This is a genomic window from Methanoculleus nereidis, from assembly GCF_032944295.1.
Lineage (GTDB): Archaea > Halobacteriota > Methanomicrobia > Methanomicrobiales > Methanoculleaceae > Methanoculleus > Methanoculleus nereidis.
This window is the reverse complement of record NZ_JABFFQ010000013.1, coordinates 1-12,534: the sequence shown is the minus strand read 5'-3', so window position 1 is coordinate 12,534 and position 12,534 is coordinate 1. Positions and strand designations below refer to the sequence as shown.

The following is a 12,534-nucleotide window of genomic DNA, read 5'->3' as shown; positions in this document are numbered from 1 at the left end:
GGAATGAACAGCATCATCTACGGAAGCGCGATCGTCCTCTGCGGGATCATCGCAGCGTTCGTCGTTCACGAGGTCTTCCGGTGGCTGCAGAAGCGAGCCGACCTCACCGAATCGAAGCTGACGACATCGTACTCTACTCGCTTGACAAACCTCTTGCTATCGCCTTAATCGCGGGTTCCGTCTGGATCTCCGTAACATTCATCATCGACCCCGCGGCCCTCCTCGGGGAGTACGCGTGGCTCGTTTCGGAGAAATGCTTCGCTGCGGCGGCGATCCTCATCGCGGCGTGGGTGGTCTCTTCGTTCGTCTACAACTTCATCACCCTCTACGGCAGGTGGATGGCGTCGAAGACCGAGACCGACCTCGACGACCGGATCGTCCGGGTGCTCGAGCTCGCGGCACGCTACGTCATCTGGTTCATCGCCATCCTCATGGTCCTCCAGATGCTCGAGGTGGACATCACGCCGCTCGTCGCCGGTGCCGGGCTCGCCGGCCTGGCGGTGGCGCTCGCTGCCCAGGACATCGTCTCCAACTTCTTCGGGGGCGCGGTCATCCTCGCGGATAAGCCGTTCGCGGTCGGCGACCGGATCAAGATCGACAGTTACCTCGGGGACGTAGTCAGCATCGGTCCCCGGAGCACCAGGATCAAGACGCTGGACCACCAGATGGTCACCATCCCGAACTCAATGGTCTCGAGCAGCGTCATCGTCAACTACGCCATGCCGGACGTCAAACTCAAGATCAAGATCCCGATCTCGGCCGCATACGGCAGCGACATCAAGCGCGTGAAAGAGATCCTCATCGAGATCGGGTGCGAGGCGGCGGCACGGTCGAAATACGTCCTCTCCGATCCTGCACCGTCCGCCTACTTCCTCGAGTTCGGAGCATCGAGCCTGGACTTCATGCTCATCATCTGGGCAAGGGCCTTCAACCTGGCCTGGGACGTCCAGGACTACGTGAACACGCGCGTCTACGAGCGGTTTGCGGAAGAAGGAATCGAGATCCCGTTCCCGCAGATGGACGTCCACGTGCGGGAGTGATCTAGGTCGCCCGGTAAAATACCCCTCTCTTCTCCTCCACGGGTTCGATCAGGCCCTCGGCTTCGAGGACCCGGAGGTGCTTCGCGACCTCGGTTGGACGGATGCCGAGCAGCGTGGCGAGATCGCGGGGCGTACAGGGCCGGCGCCGGATGGTCGCGAGGATGGTCTCCCCGATATCCTTGCTCTCCGGCGGCAGCGTCCGGCCCGCGTACGCTACCCCGATCGCTCCCGCGTTTCCGCCGAGCATTGCCGCGATCCGCTCGATAGCCTCGGGCGATGCCGGCCGGACCCAGTCCTCGGTGCCGGGCCGATCGAGGGTGTTCACCTGAACGCGATCGGGCTTGATCGCCGCGACGGCGTCTTTCAGGAGCCGGAGTTCCTCCCCGGTGTCGTTGATGCCCGGGACGATGAAGACCTCGAGCCAGATCTCGCCGGGATACTCCCGGGAGAAGTCGAGCAGCCCCTCGAGCACCCGGCCGGCGGTGATGCCGGGAGAGGAGCGGTTGATCCTTGAGAAGGCCTCTTCGGAGACCGCATCGAGCGACGGCACCACAAGGTCTGCGGGCATGAGGGCAGCCCGGACTGCCGGGTCGGTGAAGAGCGCGCTGTTGGTCAGCACCGCAACCCGGTAGCGCGGATACCGGTCTTTGATGAAGGAGATGATCTCGCCGATGCCCGAGTGCAGCGTCGGTTCCCCTGACCCGGCAAACGTGACGTAGTCGAGGTCCGGGGCTTTCGCGAGGAAGTCGTCGAGTTCCGCGATGACCCGGTCGGTCGGGACGTACTCGCGCCGCTCGCAGGTCAGATCGGTCGTCCGCCCGCACTCACAGTAGATGCAGTCAAAAGCGCAGGTCTTGTACGGCACCAGGTCGATCCCGAGCGAGATGCCCAGGCGCCGGGAGGGGACCGGGCCGAAGAGGTAACGGTATGCCATGAGGTAATCCTGAGTACTATCCGGCACGAGGAATCATCAGGGTTCACCTGCCTGCAACGCGTCCCGGGACTCGCCCTCACGTCTCGGCGATCTTGAGCATCTTCTTGCAGAAATGGTCGACCGAGGTGAAGACCGCCAGTTTGATGCCGTTCTGCGTCGCGGGGAGATCGGCGGTGACGAACCGGAGGATGTCGGAGTAGTAGTTCAGCGAGGGGTATTTCCTATGGAACTGGTCGAGGCAGAGGCCCGCCTGCTCCTTCCTTCCCCGGAGGAAGGCGTATGCATAGTCGATGAGGCAGAGGACGTGCCCCGGCATCTTCATCTCGTCGGCAATCCTGCGGAACTCGTTGAACTCTGTCTCGCGGGGGAGATAGAGCGAGGTCCGGAGGCCGTAGTAGACCGGCTCGGGGTCGTCGGGGAACCTCCGGATCAGGTCGTAGATGAGCCCCAGGGCATCGGCCAGTTCGCCCTGCTCGAACTTGAGGTGGTAGGCCTCCCGGTAAAAGAGCATGTCGTCGGGGAACCGGATGAGGCCGATCTGGAGCATCTTCACCAGGGCCACGTCGTTGTTCTCCTGTTTGCCGCGTGCGATCCCGATCTCCAGGAACCAGCGGTTGTTGGGGATCCATTCGGTCGCAAGGAAGATCATCATCCAGAACGGCTCGGCAAGCCATGGGTCGCGTTCGAGTTCGCCCCTGACCAGCCGCTGCAGCCCCGGCTGCAGCTGCCCGAGTTCCTCCATGTACTGGCGTGCGGCCTTCAGGTAGTTCCACCGTTCGGCGGCGGAGTAGCCGGGTTCGGCGGACCCGTCCTTGTAGAGCGTGTAGTAGCAGTAGGCGTACCAGCACCCCACGGCGGCATCGTGTTTGCGGTAGTGCTGGAGGTAGGCCGCCGCGGCAAGCGGCATTCCTATCTTCATCAGTTTGACGGCAGCTGCAAGGTGGACACCGGCCTTGCGCTCTTTCTTGCGCTTCATCCCGCAGGCGATCTCGCAGGCGCGGTTGAGGAACTTCACGTCCCCGGCCCGTTTGCTGACATCGAAGACCCGGAACACGATCGCGTCGATGAACTCGTCGTAGATCTGGTCGGTGATGGGGACGCCCGCACGGTCGAGGATCGTGACGACGTTCCCGAAGAAGGCGGCGAAGTTTTCGTCGATGGCTTCGGCATTGGATTCTATGTAGGAGAAGATCTCTGCCTTTGCTTTTTCGAGCCGGTTCGAGATGACAACCTCCGGGATGAAGCCGTCAGCCATAGTTATCTGTTTGTGGTGCTGACGGCATAAACCATGCGGATTAGTCTTTTTTGCCGGCGGAGGGCGGTCCCGTGCCGAGGGGTGCCTGGTCCGAACCTATTTTATCGTTCCGGCCGGAACACTCTGTATGTTTGGCGTCTCCACCTACTGCCTTCACCGCGAGCCGCTCGCTCGTGCACTCGAGAACCTTGCTTCCATCACCGATTGCGTGGAGGTGATGGATGACGGGCTGCACTACCTGGAGAGCGCGGAACCGCTGGAGAGTTACTCGTATCGCTACTTCATCCACGCACCGGCCCGGGGGGTCAATATCGCAAGCCTCCTCGAGCCCATCCGGCGGGCGAGCGTTGAGGTCCTGACGCAGACCTTCGCCGTCGCCGCGGAGGTCGGGGCGGACGTGGTCATCCACCCGGGCTACTACGCGTGGCGCGAGGAGCAGGACCGGGCGGCGGAGAGGTTCCGGCAGTCGCTCACGGAACTGACGGCGGCGGCCGAGGACCGCTCGGTCACGTTCTTTGTGGAGAATATGGGGAACTGGGAGTACTTCTTCCTGCGCTCCTGTGAGGACCTGCCGCTCATCGACGGGATCGGGTTCGCGCTCGACGTCGGCCACGCGAACCTGAACGGGTGCCTGGACGAGTTTCTCGCCCACCCGGCGGCGCACTACCACCTGCACGACAACGACGGCACCGGGGATACGCATTCGCCGGTGGGGGACGGGACGATCGACTTTTCGGCCGTGATGGAGGCTGTCAGGAGGGACAGGGCCACCCCCATCGTCGAGGTGGATACCCTCACCGGGGTGATATCCAGCATATCCGCGCTGGAGGCGATCGACGCCGCCGCGCCGGGTGAATAGGGGCGGTCCCGCCCGGTTCTTTCCCCTGTTCCGGCCGTAACCTTTTATAGGGTAAACCTCCAACATAATTGGTGCGTCACGCCTCAGTGGCTCAGCCGGTAGAGCGCGTCCTTGGTAAGGACGAGGTCGCGAGTTCGAATCTCGCCTGAGGCTTGGTAGAAGTTCTCTCACCTTTTCTTGAGCGTTTTACGTCTTATTCATGTTACCGTACCCGGGTATCGGTCAGGTCTTTTGCCCTGCCTACCTGAGGATGAGGCGGAGCCTGCGCAGATCCTTCTGTAAACGCCTGAGAGGTGCATCATACCCGCCCCCGCCCTGTCGCCCTACTCCACGTGGCTTTTTACCCAGGCAACATAGTGGTCCATCCAGTTCTGCAGGTGCGGTCTGCTTGCCTCGCCGATCTCTCCCGCCTCATCGAAGAGGCCTTCCCGTACCTGGATGAATGCTTCAGGCTGGCCCTGTGTGGGCATGTCCAGACATGCGAGGATGTTGCGCAGGTGCTGCTGGGCCATGGCCGTCCCGGCAGAACCGGGAGAAACGCCCAGAATTCCTGCCGGTTTTCCGGCCCACACGTTCCGGCCGTAAGGACGCGAACCGTGATCGAGGGCGTTCTTGAGGACCCCGGGGATCGAACGGCTGTATTCGGGCGTTACGAACATGATACCGTCGGCGGCCTGGATCTCGGCCTTCATCCTTCTCACGGGTGCTGCCTGGTTCTCATCGTCATCCTGATTATACAGTGGCAGATCGTTGATCTGCACCTGGTGGAATGAAAAGTCCGAAGGTGCCAGCTTCACGATGGCGGTCGCAAGTTTTCGGTTGTACGAATCTTTCCGGAGGCTCCCGACCATAACGGCGATGCGGTATTGACGCATGGCCCGTACTTGCCGAAAGTGTGCATAAACCTATCTCGTGAAAAGGATCATGGGCCGAGGAGCCCCCCGACGCGAGGAGGGGGTAGTTGACAGGAACCCTGCAAGTGCAGGGTTCAAGAACACAGGGCAGGAGAGAGCAGATGTGTGGCGAGCGAAACGGGTTAATCACAATCCTCCGGGAATGGACCTGGTCTCCGTTGAGTGGATGAGTGGGAGATCCCGCATGTGCCCGGCATGAATTTTGCGGACGCAATGGTGAAAGAAGCTTTCGACATACTGGTGGGAATCCCGTCTGCGCGTAATTCCTCTTTTTAATGAATACTGCAAAGTTCTTCGAACTCCCACAATGAATTAAACCCCTGCCCGACAAACCGATCAGGCACCCATGGCACCCGTGACAGACGGAGACACCCTCCTCCTGCACTTCACCAGCACCCGCCCCGACGGCGAGGTCTTTGAGGATACCCGGTCGGGCGAGCCGGTCCGGGCCACCCTCGGCGAGAACCAGATCAACCCCCTCTTTGAGGAGGCGCTGATCGGCAAAGAGCCGGGCGAGACGGCGACGGTTGCGTTGCCCCCGGAGAAGGCCTACGGGAAGTACCGCAAGCGCCTCGTGGTCACGATAAAGCGCACGAAACTGAAACTCGACCACGAACCGGTTGTCGGCGAGTTCATCAGGGTCAAGGTGCTGGGGAAGTCCTGCCTGGTGACCGTCCTCGACGTGGACGACAAAAGGATCACCATCGACGGAAACCACCCGCTCGCAGGGGAGACGATCACCTACACGATCACGGTCGAGGAGATCCTCCCCCGGGACGGCTGAACGACCCCCCGAACCGCAGACCGCGGGATGGAACCCGCCGCGCCGGCCCGGGTGCTATGCTGATCGGGCCGGAAAAAACCCTGTTCCTTCGTCCCTGTCCGGATCTGTTCCGGCTGGTATTTATCCCGCCCGGCGAGAGTTCTTTTAATGGTATCTGGTTCGTCCACAGGCAGCAGATCGCCCCGGCGGCAGGCGGCCGTCGGCTTATTCGTACTCCTGATCATTGTTCTCGCCCCCATCGCACTCTCAGGCTCCCTCTCTCCGGCAGCAGAACCGGTGCATGTTCGGATCCTCGCGGTCAACGACTTCCACGGGCAACTCTCCGCCGGGCAGAACCTCAACGGCGAACCGGCCGGGAGCGCGCCGGTGCTTTCGTCGTATCTCAAATGCGCGATGGCGGATGCCGACGGGGCCGCCACGTTCATCGCGCTCCCCGGGGATGTTGTCGGGGCGTCGCCGCCCGAGTCCGGGCTGCTGCTGGACGAACCCACCGTGCTCTTCTTCAACGGCCTCGCGGACGACTGCCCGGACATAATCGCAACCTTCGGCAACCACGAGTTCGACCGGGGCACGGACGAGCTGTTGCGGATGGTCCGCGGCGGGAACGGTGCGACGGCCATCACCCACCTGGCGGACCCCTACCCGGGTGCGGCAGCGGAATACGTCTGCTCAAACGTGGTCTGGAAGACGAACGGCACCCTTCTTGCTGCCCCTTACACGATCCGGGATGCCGGCGGCGTACAGATCGCGTTCATCGGTGCCACGACAACCGAAACCCCCTCGATCCAGAAGGCGGCGAGCATCGAGGAGGTCCTCTTTGAAGACGAGACCGCGTCGATCAACCGCTACGTCCCGGAGATCCAGCAGCAGGGGGTGCACGCGATCGTCGTTCTCCTCCACGAGGGCGGAGAGCAGGAGCCCTACGACGGTCCGACCCGGGAAGGAGGCAACGTCACCGGCAGGGTCGCCGGAATCGTCGCCGGCCTTGATGCGGACGTGGACGTCGTCCTCTCGGGCCACACCCATGCGTTCACCAACGCCTACCTGGAGAACGCCGGCAAAAACCCGGTCCTGGTGGCGCAGGCATACAGCTGCAGCAGGGCGTTTGCCGATGTCAGTCTCGTCATCGATCCCCTCACCGGCGAGGTCACGCACACATCGGCACGAATCGTCCCGGCATACGGAAACGGCACCAGCCCCGATCCCGGGGCCCTGGCATTGCTCGAGACCTGCGAAGAGGCGGTCAGGCCGATGACCGGCCGGATCATAACGGTCGCATCGGCGGATATCACGCGGGTAGAGACCGACGCCGGCGAATCCGCACTCGGCAACCTCGTCGTCGACGGCCAGCGGGCGGCGATGGGTGCCGATATCGCGTTCATCACCACCGGCTCGCTCCGGGCGGAGATAGCGGAGGGCGAAGTCACCTGGGGCGACCTGTATGCGGTGCAGCCGTTCTCCTCGACCGTGCTCTCGATGACCCTGACGGGAGAACAGGTCCGGGACGCGCTGGAACGGCAGTGGGAGACCCCGCTCCCGCCCCACAACCTCGCCGTCTCCGGGCTTACCTACTCGTTTGACGAGAGCAAACCCGCCGGCGGCAGGGTCGTCGCAGTCCGGGTGAACGGCACCCCGCTGGACCCGGACGCGGAGTACACGGCAGCAATGGTCGACTTCCTCGCCACCGGCGGTGACAAATATACTGTGTTCAGAGAAGGCACGAACGTGGTCCCCGGCCCGTTCGACGTCGACGCACTGGTCGCGTATATGGGGTCCCTTCCGGAGCCGGTGGAGATGAAGCCGGAGGGGAGGATCGCGAAGGTCGCGTGGAGACCGGGCGGTGATGCCGGGAGTCCGGACCCTCTATCCGCTCTTTCTGTGTCGGCATGATAGTTGCACCCGGCGGTTCGGTGCTATTTGACCGATACCGACCATGTCTCCCTTCTGGTGGGAACCTCCATGGTAAACTTGAACGATATCTCTTCGCCTTGAACATACTGTCTGCTCTCGGTCCTGAACAATGGATGATCCCAGTGAGTACGCGGGGATAAGGGAGAGGTATCGAAACTGATTTCGTCGTCGAATATCACCCTGAAATAGAGGCACAGACCATCCATCGATCCGGATCGAACCACCTTCTTTGATGTCTCGATGGATCTCGGGATCTCGCCCGGGTCGCGCATCGTGTTCAGGTCGAAGGATAGGATCGGTTCCGGGTCGCAGAGGAGATAGTCTACGGAGGAATGCTCGATCTTAAGTTTTGACGGCCGCGAATGATCGTTATACTCGCTGCAATCTCTCAAACAGTTGAAGTCTATACCGTAGACGTTGTTCTCCCAGAGGTGGGGAACCCTGTACTCCTCTTTTAAGCAGATCGGTTCGAGGAACAACTCGAATCTTCCGGGCAGGATTTTTCCTGTGCTCTTTAATACCCGTTTTTTGAGATCCAGGATGTTTTCTATCATATTTTCGTCGATAAGGTTGGAGCCCATCTGTTCGTGAAGAATGACGTCCACCTTCTCATCCGGCTCGAAAAACCGGCTATTTTGCGGGAAAAACGACACATTGTTTATGCCGTTCTCCTCGGCGATCGTTCCGGCGATTGTTATCACGAGCTCGGAATGGTCGATGGCGTAAATCTTCTTCGGGTCTCTCTGTGCTGCAAAGAACGAGAGAACTCCAGTTCCCGTCCCCAGATCGACAACGGTATCGCCCGGGTTGATATAGCGCATGATGGCATCGTGATACCGTTTCATCCGCACCGCATCTGCAATCATTATCTCGTGACACGAGATATCCTCAAACGTTCCTCTGTTCTCGATGTCGTAGAGCAGTGTTCGACCGAACTCCCTGGACTGTAGCAGATCCATGGCATGCCTGCGGAGCACGGTCGCCATCTGAAGCATGAAACTCAGAGGCCGCGTGATCAGGGGCCGCACCACCATGCTGGCTCATACCGGTTCCTGATTTATAATGTTTTGTACGGATTCCCGAATGTGGGTAAGGCCGTCCTGCGGCCACAGGCACCCGGCCGGGAACCGGCCCAATCTATAAATAGCGCCCCACCGCATGAGCCATAGGAGGTTATCTGACATGCCCGAATTTTCTCAACCGTTCTCCGGCAACCGCATGGAGCGCAAACTGGACCGGGGCGAACTCATCCGGACGATCCGGTTCTCGATCGCCGCCGAGTATGAGGCGATCCAGCTCTACAACCAGATCGCTGAATCGACCGACGAACCGCTGGTCCAGAAGGTGATGCGCGATATCGCGGACGAGGAGAAAGAGCATGCAGGGGAGTTCCTGCGGCTGCTCCGGGAGCTTGAGCCCGCCGAAGAGGAGTTCTACCAGCACGGCTACGAAGAAGTCGAGGAGATGATCGAGGAGTTGAAGAAAGGCGGGAAGTGATCTCCCCTTCCCGTCACCTGATCCTGCAGGACTCTTCGTAGGATTTCCTGCAGCCCGGACAGAGCGTCCGGGCCTTCTCGAGGTCCGGGTAGTTCTCTTCGGTCAGCTCGTCACAGGCCGCCCCGCAGATCTCGCACCAGAACTCCGTTGTCTCCTCTTTTTCTTCGCCTTTTATGCTGCGTCTTGTCATGCGATCCTTCCTCCGTGCGGGTCACTGCTCTCCTTCATCGGGCATATGCTTTCGTGTCACCACCGACTGATCCCGGTACGTTCGAGACCTATCTCCCAGAACCGCTCCTGAACCCCCGGGTCGTGTGCAAGGGATGACGGCTGGGTCCACCGGGTCTCCTCGAAGTAGCCGCCGTTCACCTTCCCGGCTTCGGGGGAGGTTGCGAGGTACGTCACCACCTCCGCCCCCCGTTCCGGCGGGGCGCCTTCATTCCCGCCATGGATATAGGCCCGGAGGAGCTTCGTGTCGATCACCCCCGGGTGGAGGCTGTTCGCCGTCACCCCCGTCCCCTCGAGGGCCCGGGCGAGCCGGGCGGTGAAGGCGATGACCCCTACCTTCGATACGGCGTAGGCCTCGTAGGGCTCATACCTCGAAAAGCCCGGGAGATTTCCCCATTCGACCGACCCCACGCTCCTGTGGGCGATCGACGCGACGTTGACGACCCTCGCAGGAGCGCTCCTCGCAAGGAGCGGGAGGAGCTCGTGGGTGAGAAGGACCTGCGCAAGAAAGTTCACGGCAAACGTCGTCTCGATTCCGCCGGGTGCAACCTCTCGCTCCGGCATGAAGACGCCGGCGTTGTTGACGAGGACGTCGAGCCGGTCGTACGCTCCGCCGATCTCCTCCGCAAGACCCCTGACCCGCTCCTGCACCGAGAGGTCGGCGATGAAGAGGGGGAGCCGGTCGGAGCCGGTGGCCGCCTTTAGTTCTTCGAGGACTCTCCGGCCCTTCTCAGGGTCCCTGCCGTGGAGCAGCACGTGGTGGCCCTGCGCGGCAAGGGCGCGTGCCGTCGCCTTCCCGATACCGTCCGTCGAGCCCGTAACGAGGATAGTCTGCTCCGCCATATATGGCCTGGATGCACACCGTCTCTATTTGAACATGGCGGTGCGGGAGATTGGTGCGCTCCTCCTCCCCGGACCGGCGGCCCGGATCGCCTCCCGGCCGGGATGCCGGCCGGATGCACCACAAAGGTGCTGTTCTCGCGGGCGGAGGTGTATGACAAATCAAAAAAGTGATATGGTGCACCACAAACCTGTATTGTATGGTGCGATACTCGATCACGATGGATGACGACCTCGTGAAGGCGATCGACAGGATGCGTGAATACAGTGGCATCTCCCGGTCGGAATGGCTCAACGAACTCTGCACGAAGTACCTCAACGGTGCATCGGCAAGCGGCGTGCAGGCCGCGGTCCCCGCGGGGGCACCGTCTGCAAGCATCCGGGAGCCGAACATGACCGACTACGAGGCCGCCTGCGCCAACTTCAGGATCGACGTCCCCGAACAGTTCAACTTCGGCTACGACGTGATCGACCGGTGGGCCGAGACCGACCGGAACAAACTGGCGCTGATCTGGGTTGATCAGGAGGGAAACGAGAGGAAGTACTCCTTCCGCGACCTGCGGTATCTCTCGAACGGTGCCGCAAACATCCTGCTGAAGTACGGCATTAAAAAGGGTGACCGGGTCATGCTGATGCTCCCAAGGGTCCCGGAATGGTGGATCTTCGTCATCGCGCTCATCAAGCTCGGTGCGGTCTTCTGCCCCTGCCCGACGATGCTGACGCCAAAGGACATCAAATACCGGGTGCAGGCCGGGAAGTTCCGGATGATCATCACGAATTCCGAGAACGCCGAGAAAGTCGATGAGGTCGCCAACGCCTGTCCGCTGCTCGATACCCTCTTCCTCGTGGACGGGGAGCGGGAGGGCTGGGCGAGTTACCCGCACGAGCTCGAGTACCCTGCACCGGTATCGCACCACAAGGTCAGCATGCCGGTCTCGAAGAAGACGAAATCGACCGATCCGATGCTGATCTACTTCACCTCAGGCACCACCGGCGAAGCCAAGATGGTGCTGCACAACCAGAGTTACCCGCTCGGACACATCATCACCGCCTCGCTCTGGCAGGACGTCACGGAAAACGACCTGCACCTGACGTTCTCCGATACCGGGTGGGCAAAGTGCGCCTGGGGCAAGATTTTCGGCCAGTGGATCGCCGGAGCCTGCATCTTCGTCTACGATATCCGGGGGAAGTTCGGCGCGACCGAGCTCCTCCCGCTGATCGAGAGGTACGAGGTGACCACGTTCTGCGCACCGCCGACGGTCTACCGGATGCTGATTCTCGCCGACCTCGACAAGTTCGATTTCCGCGACCTGCGGCACTGCTGCAGCGCCGGCGAACCGCTCAATCCCGAGGTGATCCGCGTCTGGGAGGACGGCACCGAGCAGCCCATCTATGAGGGATACGGCCAGACGGAGACTGTCTGCTGCATCGCCACGTTCCCCTGCATGGCGCATAAACCCGGCTCCATGGGAAAACCCGCGCCGGGCTGGCAGATCGAGCTCCACGACGACGACGGCAGCCCGGTCGGCCGCGGCGAGGAAGGGCGCATCGCGGTCAAGCTCGACCCCCGGCCGGTCGGGCTCTTCGTGGAGTACCTGGACAACCCCGAGGCGAACCGGGAATCGTTCCAGAACGGGTACTACTACACCGGCGACAAGGCACGGATGGATGAGGACGGCTACTTCTGGTTCATCGGAAGGAGCGACGACGTCATCAAGTCCTCCGGCTACCGGATCGGGCCGTTCGAGGTCGAGAGCGCCCTCATGGAGCACCCGGCCGTCCAGGAATCGGCGGTCGTCGGGTCTCCCGACCTCATCCGCGGTATGGTCGTCAAGGCATTCATCGTGTTGAAGCCCGGCTACCAGCCGTCCGAATCGCTGGTCAAGGAACTCCAGGCCCATGTCCGGAACACCACCGCCCCATACAAGTACCCGAGGGCGGTCGAGTTCGTCGAGACCCTCCCGAAGACAATATCCGGCAAGATCCAGAGGAGCGTTCTCAGAGACCAGGAACTGTACAAGAACAATAACGGGAGCTGAGAGTTCCCCTGTTTTTTGGGCTTGATGGTGCGCAGGCTCGCACCTAGCAGAACTCGAATTCAGATTCTCATGCAACCATCGCCACTCATGTTAGGAGCATTTCAGAATAGCTCAGGCGCCGCGAGGTGTGGTAAACAGAGTGACCAAACGAGGAAAACATCACGATGCAGTGGACCGTGGGGATATCGCGTCTGGGGGAGGGGGGAGCATCCCCCCTCCCCTGTCCCCACCCC

General features: G+C 61.5%; 13 protein-coding genes and 1 tRNA gene. 8 read left to right on the top strand and 6 right to left on the bottom strand.

Translation table 11 applies throughout. The annotated features are described in order from the left end of the window. The first annotated feature begins 3 nt into the window (after window positions 1–3). Window positions 4–168, top strand: coding sequence for a hypothetical protein (locus HL657_RS12315; RefSeq protein WP_317297110.1), 165 nt, complete (start codon window positions 4–6; stop codon window positions 166–168). Then, entirely contained in the window at window positions 111–1,040 is a 930-nt protein-coding gene (locus HL657_RS12310; protein ID WP_394804665.1) for a mechanosensitive ion channel family protein, read from the top strand. Before HL657_RS12315 ends, HL657_RS12310 begins: the two co-directional genes overlap by 58 nt. 1 nt (window position 1,041) lies before the next feature. On the opposite strand, the gene HL657_RS12305 is transcribed toward HL657_RS12310, so the two are convergent. Both HL657_RS12305 and HL657_RS12300 read right to left on the bottom strand, forming a co-directional pair. Next, complete coding sequence (locus HL657_RS12305; RefSeq protein ID WP_317297109.1) at window positions 1,042–1,974, bottom strand: radical SAM protein; 933 nt, start codon at window positions 1,972–1,974, stop codon at window positions 1,042–1,044. Window positions 1,975–2,050: 76 nt separating this feature from the next. Continuing rightward, complete coding sequence (locus HL657_RS12300; RefSeq protein ID WP_317297108.1) at window positions 2,051–3,229, bottom strand: hypothetical protein; 1,179 nt, start codon at window positions 3,227–3,229, stop codon at window positions 2,051–2,053. A gap of 127 nt (window positions 3,230–3,356) precedes the next feature. Between HL657_RS12300 and HL657_RS12295 the strand changes: the two genes are divergently transcribed. Further along, window positions 3,357–4,088 (top strand): sugar phosphate isomerase/epimerase family protein, encoded by a 732-nt coding sequence (locus HL657_RS12295; protein WP_317297107.1) that lies wholly within the window; start codon window positions 3,357–3,359, stop codon window positions 4,086–4,088. An 80-nt stretch (window positions 4,089–4,168) separates the two neighbouring features. Then, window positions 4,169–4,241, top strand: a tRNA-Thr gene (locus HL657_RS12290). Between the two features lie 170 nt (window positions 4,242–4,411). On the opposite strand, the gene HL657_RS12285 is transcribed toward HL657_RS12290, so the two are convergent. Beyond that, window positions 4,412–4,963, bottom strand: a complete 552-nt coding sequence (locus HL657_RS12285) for an NADPH-dependent FMN reductase (protein ID WP_317297106.1) — start codon at window positions 4,961–4,963, stop codon at window positions 4,412–4,414. A gap of 385 nt (window positions 4,964–5,348) precedes the next feature. Between HL657_RS12285 and HL657_RS12280 the strand changes: the two genes are divergently transcribed. Beyond that, window positions 5,349–5,786: an FKBP-type peptidyl-prolyl cis-trans isomerase gene (locus HL657_RS12280; protein WP_317297105.1), complete on the top strand. Its 438-nt coding sequence runs from the start codon at window positions 5,349–5,351 to the stop codon at window positions 5,784–5,786. A 147-nt stretch (window positions 5,787–5,933) separates the two neighbouring features. Beyond that, window positions 5,934–7,676 carry a bifunctional metallophosphatase/5'-nucleotidase gene (locus tag HL657_RS12275; protein ID WP_317297104.1) on the top strand — a complete coding sequence of 581 codons (1,743 nt, stop codon included), beginning with the start codon at window positions 5,934–5,936 and terminating at the stop codon, window positions 7,674–7,676. A 23-nt stretch (window positions 7,677–7,699) separates the two neighbouring features. Here the strand turns inward: HL657_RS12275 and HL657_RS12270 are convergent, their stop codons facing one another. After that, window positions 7,700–8,731, bottom strand: coding sequence for a methyltransferase domain-containing protein (locus HL657_RS12270; RefSeq protein ID WP_317297103.1), 1,032 nt, complete (start codon window positions 8,729–8,731; stop codon window positions 7,700–7,702). Between the two features lie 148 nt (window positions 8,732–8,879). Here HL657_RS12270 and HL657_RS12265 point away from each other — a divergent pair, with 148 nt between their 5' ends. Further along, window positions 8,880–9,194 carry a ferritin family protein gene (locus HL657_RS12265; RefSeq protein ID WP_048114479.1) on the top strand — a complete coding sequence of 105 codons (315 nt, stop codon included), beginning with the start codon at window positions 8,880–8,882 and terminating at the stop codon, window positions 9,192–9,194. Window positions 9,195–9,207: 13 nt separating this feature from the next. Here the strand turns inward: HL657_RS12265 and HL657_RS12260 are convergent, their stop codons facing one another. Both HL657_RS12260 and HL657_RS12255 read right to left on the bottom strand, forming a co-directional pair. Then, complete coding sequence (locus tag HL657_RS12260; RefSeq protein ID WP_317297102.1) at window positions 9,208–9,384, bottom strand: hypothetical protein; 177 nt, start codon at window positions 9,382–9,384, stop codon at window positions 9,208–9,210. 56 nt (window positions 9,385–9,440) lie between these two features. Continuing rightward, window positions 9,441–10,265, bottom strand: a complete 825-nt coding sequence (locus tag HL657_RS12255; protein ID WP_317297101.1) for an SDR family NAD(P)-dependent oxidoreductase — start codon at window positions 10,263–10,265, stop codon at window positions 9,441–9,443. A 197-nt stretch (window positions 10,266–10,462) separates the two neighbouring features. Between HL657_RS12255 and HL657_RS12250 the strand changes: the two genes are divergently transcribed. Continuing rightward, window positions 10,463–12,301, top strand: a complete 1,839-nt coding sequence (locus tag HL657_RS12250; protein WP_317297100.1) for an AMP-binding protein — start codon at window positions 10,463–10,465, stop codon at window positions 12,299–12,301. The last annotated feature ends 233 nt before the right edge of the window (window positions 12,302–12,534 follow it).